This window comes from Acidobacteriota bacterium (assembly GCA_039030395.1).
GTDB lineage: Bacteria > Acidobacteriota > Thermoanaerobaculia > Multivoradales > JBCCEF01 > JBCCEF01.
In genome coordinates, this window is sequence record JBCCEF010000012.1 from 89,794 (window position 1) to 107,873 (window position 18,080).

Annotated in this window: 14 protein-coding genes and 1 pseudogene; 9 read left to right on the plus strand and 6 right to left on the minus strand. The window is 67.5% G+C overall.

Annotation, left to right across the window (positions count from 1 at the left end):
• Window position 1 precedes the first annotated feature (1 nt).
• The 5 genes and pseudogenes from AAF481_12795 to dacB form a co-directional block, all read right to left on the minus strand.
• The gene (locus AAF481_12795) at window positions 2-1,204 is read right to left on the minus strand and encodes an HRDC domain-containing protein (GenBank protein ID MEM7482046.1); all 1,203 of its coding nucleotides are present in this window, start codon (window positions 1,202-1,204) and stop codon (window positions 2-4) included.
• Window positions 1,201-1,632 (minus strand): RNase H family protein, encoded by a 432-nt coding sequence (locus AAF481_12800; protein ID MEM7482047.1) that lies wholly within the window; start codon window positions 1,630-1,632, stop codon window positions 1,201-1,203. Before AAF481_12800 ends, AAF481_12795 begins: the two co-directional genes overlap by 4 nt.
• Window positions 1,633-1,695: 63 nt before the next feature.
• Window positions 1,696-2,154, minus strand: a pseudogene (rnhA, locus tag AAF481_12805) (ribonuclease HI).
• Window positions 2,155-2,187: 33 nt separating this feature from the next.
• Window positions 2,188-4,104 (minus strand): biosynthetic arginine decarboxylase, encoded by a 1,917-nt coding sequence (speA, locus tag AAF481_12810; protein MEM7482048.1) that lies wholly within the window; start codon window positions 4,102-4,104, stop codon window positions 2,188-2,190.
• A 65-nt stretch (window positions 4,105-4,169) separates the two neighbouring features.
• Window positions 4,170-5,522, minus strand: coding sequence for a D-alanyl-D-alanine carboxypeptidase/D-alanyl-D-alanine-endopeptidase (gene dacB / locus AAF481_12815; protein ID MEM7482049.1), 1,353 nt, complete (start codon window positions 5,520-5,522; stop codon window positions 4,170-4,172).
• 207 nt (window positions 5,523-5,729) lie between these two features.
• Here dacB and AAF481_12820 point away from each other — a divergent pair, with 207 nt between their 5' ends.
• The 8 genes from AAF481_12820 (at window position 5,730) to AAF481_12855 (ending at window position 15,250) form a co-directional block, all read left to right on the plus strand.
• Window positions 5,730-6,002, plus strand: coding sequence for a phosphopantetheine-binding protein (locus AAF481_12820; protein ID MEM7482050.1), 273 nt, complete (start codon window positions 5,730-5,732; stop codon window positions 6,000-6,002).
• A 22-nt stretch (window positions 6,003-6,024) separates the two neighbouring features.
• Window positions 6,025-7,233: a beta-ketoacyl-[acyl-carrier-protein] synthase family protein gene (locus tag AAF481_12825; GenBank protein ID MEM7482051.1), complete on the plus strand. Its 1,209-nt coding sequence runs from the start codon at window positions 6,025-6,027 to the stop codon at window positions 7,231-7,233.
• Window positions 7,230-8,462 carry a beta-ketoacyl synthase N-terminal-like domain-containing protein gene (locus tag AAF481_12830; protein ID MEM7482052.1) on the plus strand — a complete coding sequence of 411 codons (1,233 nt, stop codon included), beginning with the start codon at window positions 7,230-7,232 and terminating at the stop codon, window positions 8,460-8,462. The genes AAF481_12825 and AAF481_12830 overlap by 4 nt, the downstream gene beginning before the upstream one ends.
• The gene (locus AAF481_12835; GenBank protein MEM7482053.1) at window positions 8,459-10,258 is read left to right on the plus strand and encodes a hypothetical protein; all 1,800 of its coding nucleotides are present in this window, start codon (window positions 8,459-8,461) and stop codon (window positions 10,256-10,258) included. The genes AAF481_12830 and AAF481_12835 overlap by 4 nt, the downstream gene beginning before the upstream one ends.
• Window positions 10,255-11,712 (plus strand): carotenoid oxygenase family protein, encoded by a 1,458-nt coding sequence (locus AAF481_12840; protein MEM7482054.1) that lies wholly within the window; start codon window positions 10,255-10,257, stop codon window positions 11,710-11,712. Before AAF481_12835 ends, AAF481_12840 begins: the two co-directional genes overlap by 4 nt.
• Window positions 11,713-11,914: 202 nt before the next feature.
• A complete protein-coding gene (locus AAF481_12845) occupies window positions 11,915-12,619 on the plus strand; it encodes a hypothetical protein (protein ID MEM7482055.1) in 705 nt (234 codons plus the stop codon).
• A 221-nt stretch (window positions 12,620-12,840) separates the two neighbouring features.
• Window positions 12,841-13,332, plus strand: coding sequence for a hypothetical protein (locus tag AAF481_12850; protein ID MEM7482056.1), 492 nt, complete (start codon window positions 12,841-12,843; stop codon window positions 13,330-13,332).
• The gene (locus tag AAF481_12855) at window positions 13,322-15,250 is read left to right on the plus strand and encodes a PA domain-containing protein (GenBank protein MEM7482057.1); all 1,929 of its coding nucleotides are present in this window, start codon (window positions 13,322-13,324) and stop codon (window positions 15,248-15,250) included. Before AAF481_12850 ends, AAF481_12855 begins: the two co-directional genes overlap by 11 nt.
• Before the next feature lie 26 nt (window positions 15,251-15,276).
• Here AAF481_12855 and AAF481_12860 read toward each other — a convergent pair whose 3' ends face one another.
• On the minus strand, window positions 15,277-16,326 hold the full coding sequence (locus tag AAF481_12860) for an NAD(P)H-quinone oxidoreductase (protein MEM7482058.1): 1,050 nt from the start codon (window positions 16,324-16,326) through the stop codon (window positions 15,277-15,279).
• A gap of 121 nt (window positions 16,327-16,447) precedes the next feature.
• Between AAF481_12860 and AAF481_12865 the strand changes: the two genes are divergently transcribed.
• A complete protein-coding gene (locus AAF481_12865) occupies window positions 16,448-18,073 on the plus strand; it encodes a formate--tetrahydrofolate ligase (GenBank protein ID MEM7482059.1) in 1,626 nt (541 codons plus the stop codon).
• The last annotated feature ends 7 nt before the right edge of the window (window positions 18,074-18,080 follow it).

Genomic DNA, 18,080 nt, shown 5'->3' on the forward strand with positions numbered 1-18,080 from the left:
CTCATCGCTGCCCTTGGGGGGACTCCACCGTCCGCAGCTCGATGCCGTCAGCGGCGGCGACGATGGAGGTACGGCCGGCGAGCCAGTCGAGCACCGGCTGACCGGCCAGCTGCCGCCGCCAGCCGGTGAGGATGCCCAACTCCGGCGCGCTCGCCAATTCACGGTCGCCGCTGCCCCACCAGCGGACCAGCGCTTCGACCTCGTCGCGCGAAGCGACGAAGCGCGGCGCCACCCCCGCCTCCCGGCTCATCGCCTGGACGATGGCGGAAACCATCGAACTCTGGACCTTCTGCTCATCGGAAAGGGCCGGCGGCCGGGGCGAGGGTTCTAGCGGGTGAGCGAGACCCTCTCGCACCCGCTCCAACAACTCCCGACCGTGGCGTCGCACGAACCCTTCCTTGATGCCGCGAACGCGTTCGAAATCCGCCAGTTTCTTCGGCGGCCGGCGGGCGATCTCCAGCAGCACCCGGTCCTGCAGCACCCACTGCGGCGGTTTGTTGCCGGCCAGGGCTCGGCGCTCGCGCCAGGCGGCGAGGACCCGCACCACCCCTTGGCTGCGCGGCGCCATGCGGTCCCATCCCTTGATCTTGCGATAGATCTCCTCCGGCTTCGGCCGCTCGGCGTTGGCGGCCGCCAGCCGCTGAGATTCCTCCCGCACCCAGGCCATTCGTCGGCGCGCGTCGAGCTGTTCTCCTAACCGGCGGCGGATCTCTGGCAGGTAGCGCACGTCGTCCAGGGCGTAGCGGATCTGTTCGTCGTCGAGGGGCCGCCGCGACCACTGGGTGAACTGAGCCCCCTTGTCGAGGGTGACGCCGAGCACTTTCTGCACCAGGTTGCCGTAGCCGATTTGATCGCCTATCCCCAGGTAGGCGGCGGCGATCTGGGTATCGAAGACGTTCCGCCCGGCCACCGCGAAGCGCTGGCCCAGGAGAGCGAGGTCCGCCTGCGCCGCGTGCAGCACTTTTTCGACCTCCGGATCGGCCAGCAGTTGCGCCACCGGCTCGACATCGACGGCGAGGGGATCGATGGCCGCCACCGCCGGAGAATCGGGATCACCCCAGCCCACCTGCACCAGCGACAGCTCCGGGATGTAGCGGCTCTCGGAAACGAACTCCAGGTCGAGGGCGAAGCTTCCCGCCCGGCGCAGGGCTGCGACGATTTCGGAAACCCGCGCCGGATCGTCCATCAGTGTTCGCTCGTTCATCGGCCTCCCCTCTTCTTGCCGGACTGCGACGTCTCAGCGCCCTTCGAGGACCGAAGGGCCTGGTCCAGGCGCTTGCGCACCTCCGGCTCCTCGGAGGATTCCCGCCAGTGGACGGTGCGGCCGGCGAGTTGACGGCTCAACGCCTGCCAGGCCGACTGGTTCTTGACCGCCTTGCCGCCGGCCGTCCGCCAGCCCCGGCGCCGCCAGGCGGCCAGCCACTCGCTGGCCCCCAAACGCAGGTAGTCGGAGGGGGCGAAGAAGGTCACCGGCTCGGCCTCCGGCAACTCGGCGAGCAGTTCCGCCCCGGCCAGCACTTCCAGCTCGTTGCCGGTGGTGCCGTTGCGTCGTCCCTCGACCAGGCGCTCTTCCCCGCCGTCGCGCACCAGAGCCACCCAGCGTCCCCGTCCGCGGTGGCAGGAGAGACGCAAATGAATGGATCGCGCCGTCGGCGGCGAGCCTTGCTGCGTCGGACCGGATTCTGCGCCCTGAGCCTTCAGGCCCCGGCCGCCGCGCAGGGTATCCGCCGCCGCCGTCGCCAGGGCGTCGGCGCGCTCATTGTGGCGGTGGCCGGCATGGCCCTTGACCCAAGCCCAGTCGACCTGCCTGCCGGCGGTCAACTCCGCCAGGCATCGCCAGAGGTCGGCATTGAGAACCGCGCTGCCGTCCTTCTTGCGCCAGCCCTTGGCGATCCAGCCGGCCAGCCACTCGGTCACCCCGCGGCGCAGGTACTGGGAGTCGGTGATCACCTGGACGGCGTCCGCTTCGGTCACCACCGCTTCCAGGCCGCGAATGGCCGCCGTCAGCTCCATGCGATTGTTTGTGGTGTGGGCCTCGGCGCCGGACAACTCGCGCTGGTCATCGCCGGTGAGAATCACCACCCCCCAGCCGCCGGGACCGGGATTGGGACTGGCGCCACCGTCGGTGTAGAGAGTGATTCGCTGCTGGTTCATATTCAGCCTTCGAGGCCTCCGGCTTTGAGGCCCTCAGGGTTCAAGATAGGTGTAGCCGGCGAGTCCTGCCTCGTACACCTTCAGAAGTTGCCGGGCATCGTTTCGGCCGAGGTGCCCGTCGCGCAGCGCGAGTTCGGCCGCCCGGCGCACCCGGGCCACCAGTTCCTGGCGACTGTACCGGAGGTAGCCGAGGACGTCACTCACCGAATCGCCTTCCTCGACCCCCTCGATGGTGTAGCCGCCCGCCGGATCGATCGACACCTGCACGACGTTGGTGTCGCCGAACAGGTTGTGCAGGTCTCCCAGCGCCTCCTGGTAGGCGCCGACCAGAAACACTCCGAGGTAATAGGGCTCGCCGGATCGGGTCGGGTGGAGGTCCAACAGAGATTTCGGTTCCCGGCCGTCGATGAAGCGAGCGATCTTTCCGTCGGAGTCGCAGGAGATGTCCACCAGCGTGCCGGAGCGGCTCGGCCGCTCGTCCAGCCGGTGAATCGGCATCACCGGGAAGACCTGGCCGATGGCCCAGGCATCGGGCAGCGACTGGAAGATCGACCAGTTGCAGAAATAGGTGTCCGCCACCAGACCTTCCAGCGGACGCAGGTCCTCCGGTAGGTCTCCATCGGCCCGGGCCAGATCCAATACTCGCTGGCCGATCCTCAGGAAAATGTCCTCCGCCAGGCCACGGTGCTCGAGGGACATGTGGCCAAGGGAAAACAAGCTCAGGCACTCGTCCCGGTAGGACAGGGCATCGTGGTAGGTCTCGACGAGATTCGACCGGCTGAGATCCCGCAGGCTGTCATACAGATTGCGCAACGGCGGCTCCACGCCGGCCGGCAGATGGTCGGGGATCTCGCCGGCTTCCGTCTCCGCCACTCCGAGGGTCTCGACCACCAGTACCGCGTGATGCGCCACCACCGCCCGGCCGGACTCGGACACCAGCACCGGATGGGCGATGCCCTCGCCATCGCACACGTCCATCACCCCAAACACCACGTCGTTGGCGTACTCCTGGAGGGAGTAGTTGATCGACGAGGCCTCGGCGCTGCCGGAGCCGTCGTAGTCCACCCCGAGGCCGCCGCCGACGTCGAGATAGGAGAGCGGCGCTCCCATGCGCGATAGGTTGGCGTACAGCCGGCTGGCCTCCCGCAGCGCGTCCTTGACGGACCGGATGCTCGAGATCTGAGAGCCGATATGGAAGTGCAGCAGTTCGAAGCAGTCGAGCATCTCCGCCTGTCGCAGAAACGACACCGCCTCGACCAGGCCGCGGGCACTCAACCCGAACTTCGAACCTTCGCCGCCGGACTCCTGCCAGTAGCCGGAGCCGCGCGCCGCCAACCGGGCGCGGATGCCGATACAGGGGCGCAGGCCGCTGCGCTCCGAGACCCGCTGGAGGAGTCGCAACTCCGACCGCTTCTCCACCACCAGCACCACCTTCGGCCCGAGCTTCGAGGCGAGGAGCGCTGTCTCGACGTACTCCTCGTCCTTGTAGCCGTTGCAGATCACCAGCGCCTGACGGTCGTCGAGCATCGCCATCACCGCCAGCAGTTCCGCCTTCGAGCCAGCCTCCAGGCCGTAGTGGAAGGGCCGCCCGTACTCCACTAGCCGCTGCACCAGATTGCGGTTCTGATTGACCTTGATGGGATACACCCCTTGGTAGCGACCGCCGTAGCCGTAGGATTCGATGGCGGCCGCGAAGGCGAAGTGCAGCTCCTCCACCCGCGCCTTGACGATTTCCGAGAAGCGGATCAGCAGCGGCAGCTCGATGCCGCGCTCGCGCACCTCGTCGACCAGCGCCTTCAGGTCCACCGCCGGCCCGCCGGGCCCCTCCGGATGAACCTGCACCGTGCCCTCGGCGCCGACCGAGAAGTAGTCGTTTCCCCAACCCGCGATGTGGTAGAGCGCGCTCGAATCGGCGGGAGTCCACCGAGAGCCCTTCACCTTGCTGACCATTGATTGCCCCCTCCTGACCGCCCCAGCGCCGCCGAAGGCGGCCAGACTCTAGCAGGCTTGGCGGGTCATCGCGCCAGAAGCCGCACCATTTCCCGCCAGGCGGCGGCGCGGCCTTCGGTTTGGTGATCGAGGAAGATCACGAACACCCGCGGATTCTCGGAGTCCGGGCGACGGTAGCCGGCCAGGGCGTGGGTGTGGCGCAGGGTGCCGGTCTTAGCGGCGAGGTCCGCCGGGCGACGCCAGGCTTCGAGGGTGCCCTTTCCCGGCCGGGCCAGGGCGTCGCGAAAGGCCGAAAACCAGGGCTGATCGACAGCCCAAGTCAACACCGCCGCCACACTGCGGGGGGTGATCAGGTTGGCATCCGAAAGACCCGAGGCATCGCCCACCACGAAACTCTCCGCCGGCACGCCGACGACGTCCGTCAGGAAGTCGCGCAGCAGGGTGAGACCGCCATCGTAGCGGCCCTCGCCGATCTTGGCCAGGGCGATCTGCCGCAGGATCATCTCCGCGTACCAGTTGTGGCTGTCCTCCAATACCGGCACCAACAACCTCGCGAGGGGTGGCGAGCGCAGGGTGGCAAGATGGACTTCCTCCTGGCCGCTCGGTCGGTGGCGCAGGCGGATCTCCCCTTCCATCGCGATCCCCTCGGCGGCGAGGGCTGTCCGCAGAGCTTCGGCGGCCTGGTACTCCGGGTCGGGAGTGGCCACCTTCAGGGTGTAGGCCGCCTCCGAAATCGGATACTCGCCGCGGGCGCGTATCGCGGGCGTCCCCCAATCCGGCAGGAAATCCACCGTGCCGCGACCGTGGCGTTCCGCTCCGACGGTCTGGATCTCGTTGATGAGCCGCAGACGGGGCGGCCCGGCGAAGGCGCCCCGATCCCCCACCTTCGCCCCCGGCGCAATGGAGACCTCGACGGCGTTTTCGTCTACCGCCAGGGCCGAGGTGGGGGCGCCGAAGGCGTAGGCGCTCTCGGAGAGCGGACGACCGGCCGGCATGGCGCGACCGGGGAATCGGTGAAGATCGACGACCAAGTCTCCGGTGACTCGCAGGAGTCCGTTCTGCCGCAGGCTTTTGCCCAGGGCGCGCAGCGGAGCGTCCCCCTTGCCACCGTGCCAGCGGCCGGCCCAAGAAGGATCACCCGCCGCCCGCACCACCAGATCACCGACCAGCACCCCTTCGCGGGGCGCGGTGGTGCCGAAGACCGCCGTGTCGATCCGGTACTCCGGTCCGAGGTGGTGTAACGCCGCTGCCGCGAGAAAGACCTTCTGGACGGAAGCTGGGGCAAAGCGGCGATCGGCGTTGCCTTCAGTCGGAGACGCTCCCGAGCGAGCGATGAAGACTCCTCGAAAGAAACGGTCCGGTTCCTCGGCTCCTGCATCCAAAGGCAGCAGAGCACCGAAAATCAAGGTCAGAGCCAAAAGGCACCTCGAGCGAGCATTACTCATTGCGCATTTCTTCATGAGAAAATGGCTGGCACGTTGCTCCGATACACTAGGATTATGTCTGTATATATGCATGCATCGAGGGAAACGAATCACATTGATTTTCCCCTAAGGAACCTAGCTGACACACAAGACCGTTCTCCCGCTCGCCGGCGGGGGTCAGGGATTCCAAGGAGAAATACCATGAAGCGTGACGAGATTCGCAGCAAGATCAAGGAAATCATCGCCACCGTTGCCGACCTGGACGCCGACGGAATCGGCGACAACGCGCATCTGTTCGACGATCTGGATCTAGATTCTCTCTCCCTCCTGGAGATCGGGGTGGACATGGACTACGAGTTCCGACTCGGCGCTCCGGACCTGGATGAGCGCATCAAGGGAGTCCAGACCATCGGCCAGGCGGTGGAGCTGGTCGAGGCGCTACAGGCCGAAAAGACCCAGGCCGAAGTCGCCTGATCCGACGTCCGGAACCCCAGCCATGGAACCCATCGTTATCACCGGAATCGGTGTCGTTAGCCCGGTGGGAATAGGGCATCGCTCCTTCTGGAACAGCCTGTTGGAAGGACGCTCCGGCATAGCGCCCGTGGAGTCCATCGACACCTCTGGCTACCGTGTTCACAACGGCGGCGAGGTGAAGGACTTTCGCCCACAGGACCACGACGTCGATCCGACCTGGGGGCGCGCCTCGCAGCTCGCCGTCGCCGCTTCGCGCCTCGCCTTAGCGGATGCGGACCTGACGGGGGCCGAAGGCGATCCACTGCGCTGGGGAGTCGCCATGGGCACCACCTCCGGGGAGCCCAGGGTCATCGAGCACTTCAACGCGCAGTTCGTCAACGAAAAGCTGGCCGACGTCGGGCCGGAGTTGATGACCTTCTACCCCAGCCACGTGATTGCCGCTCACGTCGCCGAAGCGCTCGCCTTCGGCGGTCCCAACACTATGATCCCGGCCGCCTGCGCCGCCGGCAACTACGCCATCGGCTTCGCCTGCGACGCCCTCGCCAGCGGCCGGGCGGATCGCATGCTGGCCGGCGGTGCCGACGCCTTCTCGCGTATGACCTACACCGGATTCGCGCGCCTTGGAGCAGTTTCACCGGACGTCTGCCGGCCCTTCGACCGCGACCGCCAGGGGATGATTCCCGGCGAGGGGGCGGCAGTGCTGGTGTTGGAGCGGCAGTCCTCGGCCCGCCAGCGGGGGGCTCGCATCTGGGCGGAAGTCGCCGGCTACGGCCTGTCCTGCGACGCCCACCACATGACCGCCGCCCACCCCGCAGGCGACGGTGCCGCGAGGGCGATGACCACCGCCCTTGACGACGCCGGGGTGCGGCCGGAGGAAGTGGGCTATGTCAGCGCCCACGGCACCGGCACGCCGACCAACGATCGGCTGGAGACCTTGGCTCTCTACCAGGCCTTCGGCGAGGGTGCCCGGCGGGTGCCGGTGAGTTCCGTCAAGTCGATGCTCGGCCACACCATGGGTGCCGCCTCGGCGATGGAGGCCGCCGTCTGCACCCTGGCGGTGGCCGAGAACAAGGTGCCGCCGACGATCAATTTCGAGCAGCCGGACCCGGAGTGCGACATCGACTGCGTCCCCAACGAGGCGCGCGAAGTGCCGGTGGGGGTCGCCCTCAACAACGCCTCGGCCTTCGGCGGCAACAATGCCTCGGTGGTCTTTCGGCGGGTCGCGTCATGAGCGCCGCCGAGGTCGTCATCACCGCCGCCGGGGCGATCCATCCGCTCGGAGATTCGCCGCAGGCACTCCACGAAGCCGCCTGCGCCGGCCGCTCCGGCCTGGCCGCGATCACCGACTTCCCCACCGCGGGCTTACCGCGGGACACGGCCTTTCCGCTGCAGGATTACTCGCCGCGGGAACACCTCGGCCGCGGCAACCTGCGCGCCCTGGACCGCACCTCGCGGCTGGCCGCCACGGCGTGCCAGAAAGCCCTTGACGCCGGCGGCTGGGAGGCCGGGGAAGGCAGGAAGGAGGTCGGGCTGGTGCTCGGCACCATGTTCGGCAGCATCCGCACCATCTCGGAGTTCGACCGCCGCTGCCTGGAGGCCGGACCGCAGTACGTCAAGCCCCTCGACTTCGCCAACAGCGTGATCAACGCCGCCGCCGGTCAGGCGGCCATCTGGCACGGCCTGCCGGGCATCAACGCCACCCTCACCGGCGGCCCCACGGCCGGCCTCCAGGCGATCGGCTACGGCACCGATCTCATCCGCCGCGAACGGGCCGCGTTGGCGTTGGCCGGCGGCGCCGAAGAGCTGTCCTTTGAGGCCCTCTTCGGTTTCGCCCGAAGCGGCCATCTGAGCGACGATCCGGCCGGACCCCGACCCTTCGACGAAGGCCGTTCCGGCTTCGTCCTCGGCGAGGGCGCCGCGCTGGTGATGCTGGAAGACGCCGAACGCGCCGCCGAACGCGGTGCGCCGACCCTGGCCACGGTGCTCGGCCAGGGCAACGCCTTCGACCCCACCCGCGGCCGCGACGAGGATTCCGCCGTGGCCGCCGTCGCGCGCTCCATCGAGCTGGCGCTCCAGGAAGCGGAGCTCCCGGCGGCGGCGATCGACGCCGTCAGCGCCGGCGCCAGCGGCCTCAGGTTAGGGGACGAACGTGAGGGGTTGGGCCTGGCCCGCGCCCTCAACGGCGGAGCCCGGAAAGTGCCGGTGGCCGCCGTCAAGTCGCAGCTCGGCGAGACCCTCGGCGCTTCCGGCGCTCTCCAGACCCTTCTCGCCCTGGAGATCCTGCGCACCGGCAGGGTACCGGGGGTCCACCGGCTGGAGAAAGTTCCGAAGTCCCTGGAAACCTCCGGCCTGGATTTGTCGCCCGATGCCCAAACGACGACGGTGGATCGGGTCCTCGTCACCGCCGCCGGCCTCGACGGCAATCACTTCGCCTTGATTCTCGGAAAGGTGTCGTCATGAGCGCTTCCCTTCCCCGCTCGACCGGTCAGACCTTCGACAGCGAGCACTACGATGTCGTGATCCTCGGCGGCGGCCTGGCCGGCCTGACCTTGGCCCGTCACCTGCTTCTGGATACGGACAAACGCGTCCTCCTGCTAGAGCGAAACGCGAGCCTGCCGCACCACCGCCAAAAGGTCGGCGAGTCCTCCGTCCAGCTCGCCGGCTACTACTACTCCAAGGTGCTCGATCTCGAAGAGCTGCTGCTGACGGAACACTTCATGAAGTACAACCTGCGCTTCTACTGGAAGAGCGGTGAGCGGTCGAACGCCGGCTTCGAGGACTATTCGCAGGCCTACATCCGAAAGTTCTCGAACATCGCCAGCTACCAGCTCGACCGCAATGAATTCGAGCGCGCGGTGCTCGCCCGGAACGAAGAATTCGAGCGCTTCACCTGCCTCACCGCGGTCACCAAGATCGAAGCGCCTCTCGACGGCCCGGGCCCCCACGCCCTGGCCTTCGCCCACCGCGGCGAAGGGCGGGAGATCACCGCCGACTGGGTGGTCGACACCACCGGCCGGGTTCGGCTGCTCGCCAAGCGCCGGGGCATGGCGCGCAAGAACCCCATCCGCCATGGTGCCTTCTTCTGGTGGGTGGACGGCCTGGTGGACATCGACAAGCTCACCGGGCAGTCGCGGCGGGAGGTGCGGCTGCATCCCAGCCGCCGGGAGACCGGTCACCTGCCCTTCTGGATGGCGACCAACCACTTCATGGGCGAAGGCTTTTGGTTCTGGGTGATTCCGCTGCAGGGCAAGACCAGCCTGGGCCTGGTCTACGACACCGAGAAGATCTCCCACGGCGATGTCTTCTCGGTGGAGAAAGCCACCGACTGGGTGTGCAAGGAGTTTCCGCTCTTCGCCCGCGACCTGCCCGCCCGCGAGGTTCTCGACTACGGCGGCTACAAGGACTTTTCCCACGACTGCTCGCAGACCATCAGCCGCGACGGCTGGGCGTTGGCCGGCGAAGCCGGGCGCTTTACGGATCCCCTCTACAGCCCCGGAAGCGACCTGATCTCGATCTACAACACCCTGATCGTCGACGCCATTCAGACGGGAGATGCCGACGAGCTGGCCGCCAAGACCCGCCTCTACGAGCAGCTCATGAAGGCCGCCTACGCCGCCTACGAGCCGTCCTACGCCCTGTCCTACGACGCCCTGGGCGACCCGGAGGTTTTCTCCCTCAAGTACGGCTGGGAGCTTTCCGTTTACTTCGGATTCTACGTCTTCCCGTTCATCAACGACCTGTTCACCGACCGCCGCTTCGCCGTCTCGTACTTGAAGGCGTTCTCCAAGCTCGGTCCGATGAACCGCGCCGTCCAGCAGCTTCTCTCGGACTACTTCCAGTGGCGCAAGAATGCCGTCGGCCTGCCCGCCGAGCCGGTGTACTTCGATTTTCTCAGGTTCGGCACTCTGGACGCCGCCGAGAAGACCTTCTACCGAGTCGGAGCCGACGTCGCCGAAGCCCGCCGGGTGCTGCAGGATCAGCTCGCCAACCTCGACGAGCTGGCGCGCTTCCTGTGGGCGCGGGTGGCGTCGGTGGTGCTGGGCGAACCGGCGGTGATGACTTGCCGCCCGATGATCGAAGCGATCGATCCCAACGCGCTGACCTTCGATCCGGCGGCGATGGCGCGAGGCTGGGCCCAGGCCGATCGCTCCGCCCCGCCCTGGGAGTGGTCCTTCGATCCCGCCGTGATGGATGTGTTCCCGAGTGAGGTCTCGGCGCCCGATGAGGTAGCGGCGGTCGCCGGAGCCGGCGCGTGATCGCCTCGCCACGGGCTGCGGCGCCCGCCCTCGAACGGATGTTCGATCTGCCGCCGTCCGAGGCCGACGAGCGGCTCGAGGTCGAGGGCCAGGCGCTCCCGGAATGGCTGGACGGCACCTGCTACTTCAACGGCCCGGCCCGCTACCGGCGCGGCGACCTCGCCTACCGCCACTGGCTCGACGGCGACGGCGCGGTCTCGAGCCTGCGAATCACCCGCGGCGAAAGGCCGCGCTTCCGGCGGCGTTTCGTCCAGAGCACCAAACTGCGCGACGAAGAGGCCGCCGGACGCGCCCTCTTTCGTACCTTTGGCACCGCCTTCGATGGCGATCGACTGCGCCGCGGCTTAGGGCTCGAGTCGCCGGTCAACGTCAGCGTGGTGCCCTTCGCCGGGCACCTCCTGGCCTTCGGCGAGCAGGGGCTGCCCTGGGCGCTCGACCCGGACACTCTGGAAACCCGCGGCGAGCACACCTTCAACGGCCGCCTCAACGCCGTCAGTCCGCTGTCGGCCCACCCGTCCATCGATCCGGAGAGCGGCGAGATGTTCAACTTCGGAATCTCCTACGCCGCCCGCCGGCCGCTGGTGAACCTCTACCGCTTCACTCCGGACGGCGAGCTGGCCGGCCGGCGACGGATTCCCCTACCGTACCCCTGCTCGATGCACGACTTCGGCCTCAGCCGGAGATGGGCGACCTTCTACGTCAATCCCCACCTGCTCGACGTGACGGGGATCATCGAGAGCGGCCAGTGCGTGATGGACTCCCTCTCCTGGCAGCCGGATCTCGGCAGCCGCCTGCTGGTGGTGGACCGCGAGAGCGGCGAGATCGCACTGGACGTGGCCCTGGAGCTCCCCCGAGCCTGCCTACACCACATCCACAGCTTCGAAGCGGACGGCCTGCTCTACGTCGACCTACTGGAACTGGACGAGCCGGTCTACGGCCAATACCAGCCGCTACCGGATCTCTACCGATCGGTGGCGCCGGGCCGACCGGTGCGCTGGGTGGTGGACCCCGAAAAGGGGGCATGGATCGAGCGGCGTACCCTGCCCTACGATGCGGCGCCGGACTTCCCGGCGGTCGACGTGCGCATCGTCGACGGTGACTACGATGACTTCTGGATGCTGGGAATCTCCGCCACCGGCCGCTCCGGCCGCAAGTTTTTCGATCAGCTCGTCCACCTTCGCTGGTCCGACGAGTCCATCGACCTGTGGCAGGCTCCCGCAGGCCGACTTCTCGCCTCGGAACCCATCTTCGCCGGCCAACCCGGCCGGCCGGGCCGCGGTCTGGTCGTCTGTCACGAACTGGATCTCGGGGCCGGCGACGCCTCACAGGGTGGCGGACTCTCCTCCAGTTTCCTGGTCTTCGACGCCCAGAACATCGCCGCCGGACCCATCACCCACCTGCCCCTGAGCACCGCCATCCCCGCCTGCTTCCACGCCGGCTGGGCACCAGCCTAGGCCCCGGCGCCGGGGTTTGACCCCGTTTCTTTCCCTCCTTCGCTTCCAAGGAGCAAGGGAGAAGTTTGTCCGGTGGCCGGTACACCTTTTTCCTCCTGCCGGCTCTCTCTCTGTACAGCGAGTGCTGGCTCCTCAGCCTCGAAGCCTCGTCGCAAAGGCTGAGGAGCCGGCCGTCTCATTCCATCGAGGGAGGAGAGGAATCGTGGATCCTGCGAGACGTCAACAAGCATCGAGTCGAGCGCGACAGCTTCTGAACCGACTGCAAGGTCACCGCAGCGGAAAACTGTTCGATCTCAGTCACCGACAGCGAGAACGGGCCGCCCGGAAAATCCTACATATCGACTCACCCGAGAGCCTGCTCGGAGGCGACTCGATCGCCTGGGCAGACGACTTGAGCCAAGAGCAGCCGGCAACCGCTGCCGCCCTCTACGCTCTCGAACACGACCATTTGGTCGACTCCAGCGCCTCGCACCGCTCCGCCGGTGGCAAGCTTTGCGCCGGGTTACGCTTTCAGCTCGCCTGCGCCCTGATGGGCGAGGGATCGAAGACCCTGCTCCGCCTCGCCGTGGAGGTCTTTCACAGCACCCTCGACGGCTGCGCCGTCCACTCCACCAGTGCCCTGCAGTTTCACTGCTGGCAGAATCTAGGCTATGCCCTGTCGGCCCTCGGAGATCCCCTCGCCTCGGCCTACGCCTTCCAGAATTCCCGCACCTTTGCGCCGAGCGCCGAGACCTGCGCCGCCGTTCAGGTGCTGGCCGCCGAAGCCCTCGACCAGGGCGGTGACCTGCCGGCGGCGCAGCGCCTTGTCCGCTCCTCCTGGCGCGATCTCCACGGCCTCTCCAAAACGCCGGAAGGCCGCGAGATCTTGGCGAGGTGGTCCCCCTACCTGTCGATTTCGGAAGACTGAGACGCCCGCGGCGGACGCCTTCGCCGTCCTTCCATCTGAATTACCGCCTTTTATCGCTTACTTCCAATAGAGGCCTAGAACAAGCAGCCGGGCTCGCGCCCAGGCCGCCTTCGATGGGTTTCCTCTGTCGTCGCATCGGCGTCGGCAGACGCGACCGAAGCATGGAGAACTCCGCCGCGTTCTCCATCCGAGAAATTGGTGTGCTCTAAGGAGGCAACACAATGGCGGACTGCCGAAGTTCCCGTAGGAAGACTCCAACCAAGCCATCCCTGTTCATAGTTCTCGGCGCGGCTCTGGTCGCCGCGCTGCTGATCACCCCGGCGTGGGCCGACTCTCCGGCCGACCAGCGAACGCCGGCGGAAGTCATTGCCAGCGTGCAGGTGATCCACGCGCCCGGCGCGGGCGTCGAAACGGAATTGACCGCCCTGAAGGTCGCCCTCGACCCGGAGACGGGCAAGCTGCGCCCGCTGACCGCCGAAGAATCCCGCAAGCTCGGTGAGCAGGAGAAGAACCTGCGGACCGGCCGATCCATCGCCCCGCTCAAGGCCATCGAGATGGAAGACGGCGGCGTGCGCCTGGACCTCCAGGGCCGCTTCTTGAGCCTGTCCACCGCCGAGCAGGCGGAGGACGGCAGCTTGAGCGGACAGTGCGTGGAATCCGTCGACAAGGCCTTCGCGGCCGCGACCGGCGAGGAGGTGCACCTTGACCACTAAGCTGCGCCACGCCCTACTCCTTCTCGCCGCCCTTTCACTGCTCGCCGCCCCGGCCGCCTTCGGCGCCACGGTCACCATCGTCAACGTCGACCCACCGAATGTCGGCTTCAATGATCCCACTCCCGCCGCCCCGGTCGGCGGCAACCCCGGCACCACCCTCGGTCAGCAGCGGCTGAACGCTTTCCAGTACGCCGCCGGCCTGTGGGGAGCCACCCTCGACAGCCCGATCACCATTCGGGTGCAGGCGTCGAACCCACCGCTGCCATGTAACGCCACCTCGGCGGTGCTGGGCGCCGCCGGCACCATCCAGGTGTTCGCAAACTTCGCCAATGCCCCCTTCACCAACACCTGGTATCCGGGCGCCCTGGCCAACAAGCTGGCCGGCGTGGACTTGGCACCGGGAGCCCCGGGCACCAACGCCGACGACATCGTCGCCCAGTTCAACCGCTCGATCGACAACAACCCCAACTGCCTGGCCGGCACCAACTGGTACTACGGGCTGGACCACAACAACGGCAACGACATCGACTACGTCACGGTGGTGACCCACGAAATCGGCCACGGCGTGGGCTTCGCCAGTTTCACGAACGAGTCGACCGGTCAGTTCGTCGGCCCTCCCTTCCTGCCGAGCGTCTTCGACCGCTTCACCTTCGACAACGACCAGGGCCTGTTTTGGGACCAGATGACCAACGCCCAGCGCGTGGCTTCGGCGATCAACTGCTGCGGCGTGGTGTGGGACGGTCCGCAGGTCAACATGTTCGCACCGTTCATTCTCGACAGCGGCGCGCCGGGCCTGCGGGTGACGGCGCCGGCGGGCATCGCCGGCACCTACGCGGTGGGCACAGCCAGTTTCGGTCCACCGCTGGCGAGTCCCGGAGTCTCCGGCACCGTCGAACTGGTGAATGACGGCGTGGGCACCACCACCGACGGCTGCGAGGCGCTGGTGGGCTTCACCGCCGGCAACATCGCTTTGATCGACCGCGGTTCCTGTGCCTTCACGGTGAAAGCGCAGAACGCCGAAGCCGCCGGCGCGGTGGGCGTGGTGATCGCCGACAACGTCGCCGGCTGTCCGCCGCCGGGCCTGGCCGGTACGGATCCGGGCCTCACCATCCCGTCGGTTCGCATCTCGCTCGACGACGGCAACACCATCAAGGCGAATTTGCCGGGAGTGGTGGCGAACCTCGGGGTCGCCGGCGACCAGCTCGCCGGAGCGGATGACGACGGCAACGTCAAGCTGTTCTCGCCGGATCCGGTGCAGCCGGGGTCCTCGATCTCCCACTGGGATACGAGCGCCACGCCGAACCTGCTGATGGAGCCGTTCATCTCGGCGGATCTCGATGACGACCTCGACCTGACGCCGATGGCGCTGGCGGACATGGGCTGGATGCTTCTCCAGACCTGCGGCAACAACACCCGCGAGGGCCTGGAGAAGTGCGACGGCACCGACCTCTTCGGTCAAACCTGCCGCAGCCTGGGTTTCGACGGCGGCACTCTCGCCTGCTCGGCGACCTGTGACGCCTTCGACACCAACGCCTGCTTCACCTGCGAGGACGGCAAGTCGGAAGGCTCCTGGAACGAGCCCAACGGATTGTCCTTCGGCAGCGCCGGCGGCTACCTCTACGACAGTTCCGGTGCGATCGCCTACAAGATCGTGCTGACGCTGTCGCCGACGGGGCCGAACACCGGCATCGTGGCGGGCATCATCTACGACGGCAACGCGCCGGATCCGGACTTCTGGGTCTCCGGCGGATACCGGCTCAACGGTACCTCCGGGGGTGTGGATTTCGGCACCTGGGGCGCCAAGATCATCCCCTTCGGCGGCACCAGCGCCGTCGGCAAGATCAGCGGCGACTGGAAGGACCGTCCGTCCTTGAGTTCGATCGGTAGGTTCGCAGCGAAGTGGGAGATCTGCCAATAGCGGTTCGGCAGCTCGTTCCTTGGAAGCTAGTGCGGGGGATCGGCTTCGGCCGATCCCCCATTTTCGTGCTCGGTGTTCTCGGGCTCGTCGTAGGCTGCGGACATCTCAACGATGATCTTGCCGGCGACTCCACCAGCCATCAGAGCGCGGTAGGCGTCGGCGATTCTTTCGAAGGGCAAGACCCGATCCACCACCGGCCGCAGCCGCCCGTCCTCCAGCCGTGGCTGGGCAAAGTTCATAAAGCATCTCACCAACTCGGCCTTCTCCGCCCGCGAGCGCGGACGGAGCACCGAACCGATGATCGACAAGCGCCGGCTGAGGATCACCCCCAGGGGCACCTCCACGCTCTGGCCGGCATCGATTCCCACCAGCACCAGCCGGCCGCCGGAGCGCAACGCCAGCAGCAGTCGCGGCAGGTGCTCGCCGCCGATGAGATCAAGGGCCAGATCGACCCCCTGGCCACCGTTCGCCCGGCGGATCGCCGCCGGCAAATCCGGCGCCAGCACCACCAGTTCCGAGGCGCCCAGTTCCCGCAAGGGTTCCAGCCGTTCGAGTCCGCGGCCGGCGGCGATCACCCGCGCCCCGAACTGCCGGGCCAGCTGCACGGTGAAGGTACCCACGCCGCCGTTGGCGCCGGTGATCACCACCGACTGACCCTCCTCGAGGCCGCCTTCGGCCACCAGGTTGGTCCAGGCGGTCAAAGCCACCTCCGGCACGGCGGCGGCTTCGGCGAATGACCAGTTCGGCGGCATCGCCATGAGCTGGCCGACGGGAACGACCACCTTCTCGGCGTGTCCACCTCCAGCCAGTAGGGCCATCACCCGGTCACCAGGCTGCCAGAAGGTCACCTCCGGACCGAGGGCTTCGATCACCCCGGCGCATTCCAGGCCCGGCACCTCGCTCTCCCCCGGAGGTGGCGGATAGCTGCCCCGCAGTTGCCACAGGTCCGCCCGGTTGAGACCGGCGGCATGCACCCGGACCAGCACTTCGCCGCGGCCCGGCAAGGGATCCGCAAGATCGCCCACTTCCGGCCAGGGAGATGAAGGATCGCGGGTGGGCAAAACTGCGCGCATCATGCCGGTCAGGATACACTCTGGCGCCACCGACAATTTGTTTTCTTGGAACCGACGCCTCACTCCGGGCACCGCATTCGCCGTGAGCCCGCAGGAAGAGCTTGCAGAGAAAGGAAGAACCACCATGGGAGGAGATGCGCTCCGCTCCATCGAGGAGCTGGCCCGGGAGATGGGCATCGCGCCGCAACATGTCGTGCCCTACGGCACCGAGAAGGCCAAGATCCGCCTGGGGTCCGTGGCAGGCCGACCGGCCGGCAAACTAGTCCTGGTTTCCGCCATCACCCCCACTCGCGCCGGTGAGGGCAAGACCACCACCTCCATCGGCCTCGCCCAGGGCCTCGCCAAGATCGGCAAGAAGGTCTGCCTGGCGCTGCGCGAACCCTCCCTCGGCCCGACCTTCGGCATGAAAGGCGGCGCCACCGGCGGCGGCCGTTCGGTCGTCGTGCCGGAGACGGACATCAACCTCCACTTCACCGGCGACTTCCACGCCATCTCCACCGCCAACAACCTGCTGGCGGCGATGCTCGACAATCACCTGCAGCACGGCAACGCTCTGGGCATCGACGTACGTCAGATCACCTGGCGGCGAGTGGTCGACTTGAACGACCGGGCGCTGCGCAACGTCATCGTCGGCCTCGGCGGACCGATGCAGGGGGTGCCCCGGGAAACCGGCTTCGACATTACCCCGGCTTCCGAGATCATGGCCGCCCTCTGCCTGGCCGAAGGGTTGGACGATCTGCGCCGCCGCCTCGGCCGCCTGCAGGTAGCCATGGACCGCGACGGCAACCCGGTCACCGCCGACGACCTCAAAGCCACCGGCTCGATGATGGTGGTGCTCAAAGACGCCCTGATGCCCAACCTGGTGCAGTCCGTCGAGGGCGTTCCCGCCTTCATCCACGGCGGCCCCTTCGCCAACATCGCCCACGGCTGCAACTCGGTGCTCGCCACCAAGGCAGCCCTGGCGCACGGCGACTGGGCGGTCACCGAAGCGGGCTTCGGCTTCGATCTGGGCGGCGAGAAGTTCTTCGACATCAAGTGCCGCTCGGCCGCCCTGCGACCGGTGACGGTGGTGCTGGTGGCGACGGTGCGGGCCCTGCGGCACCACGGCGGCGGCGGCACGGACACCGATCCGCGCGCCGTCGAAGCGGGTATCCCCAACCTCCTCAAGCACATCGAGAACGCCCGCAAATTCGGCTTCGAGCCGGTCGTGGCCCTCAACCGCTTCGGCGACGACACGGACGAGGAGATCGCCGTCGTGCGCGCCGCCTGTGAACAGGCCGGCACCACCTTTGCCGAGTCCGACCACTTCGGCCAGGGCGGCGAAGGAGCCATCGACCTGGCCCGCGCGGTGGTGGCCCAAGCAGAATCGAAGCCCGGCAACCTCAAGCTCCTCTACGAGCTGGATCAGCCACTGAAGGCCAAGATCGAAACCATCGCCACGGAAGTCTACGGCGCCGCCTCGGTGGCCTACTCGAAACAGGCCGAGAAGGACTTGAAGCGCATCGACGGCCTGGGCCTGAGCGGACTTCCCCTGTGTGTCGCCAAGACCCCGGCGTCGCTGTCCGACAACCCGCAGCTCGCCGGCCGGCCGGAAGGCTTCGAGATCACCGTCGAGAGCGTCGTCTCGGCCGCCGGAGCCGGCTTTGTGATCCCGCTCCTGGGCAGCATCCTCCGCATGCCGGGCCTACCGGCGGAACCGGCGGCCCACCGCATCGACCTGGTGGACGGCGAGGTTCAAGGGATGCACTAGCAGGTTG

Coding starts and splice junctions, on each gene's coding strand:
- AAF481_12830 (MEM7482052.1), top strand. CDS start 7,230: ATGAGCGCCGCCGAGGTCGTCATCACCGCCGCCGGGGCGATCCATCCG.
- AAF481_12795 (MEM7482046.1), bottom strand. CDS start 1,204: ATGAACGAGCGAACACTGATGGACGATCCGGCGCGGGTTTCCGAAATC.
- AAF481_12835 (MEM7482053.1), top strand. CDS start 8,459: ATGAGCGCTTCCCTTCCCCGCTCGACCGGTCAGACCTTCGACAGCGAG.
- AAF481_12865 (MEM7482059.1), top strand. CDS start 16,448: ATGGGAGGAGATGCGCTCCGCTCCATCGAGGAGCTGGCCCGGGAGATG.
- AAF481_12850 (MEM7482056.1), top strand. CDS start 12,841: ATGGCGGACTGCCGAAGTTCCCGTAGGAAGACTCCAACCAAGCCATCC.
- speA (MEM7482048.1), bottom strand. CDS start 4,104: ATGGTCAGCAAGGTGAAGGGCTCTCGGTGGACTCCCGCCGATTCGAGC.
- AAF481_12860 (MEM7482058.1), bottom strand. CDS start 16,326: ATGATGCGCGCAGTTTTGCCCACCCGCGATCCTTCATCTCCCTGGCCG.
- AAF481_12820 (MEM7482050.1), top strand. CDS start 5,730: ATGAAGCGTGACGAGATTCGCAGCAAGATCAAGGAAATCATCGCCACC.
- AAF481_12825 (MEM7482051.1), top strand. CDS start 6,025: ATGGAACCCATCGTTATCACCGGAATCGGTGTCGTTAGCCCGGTGGGA.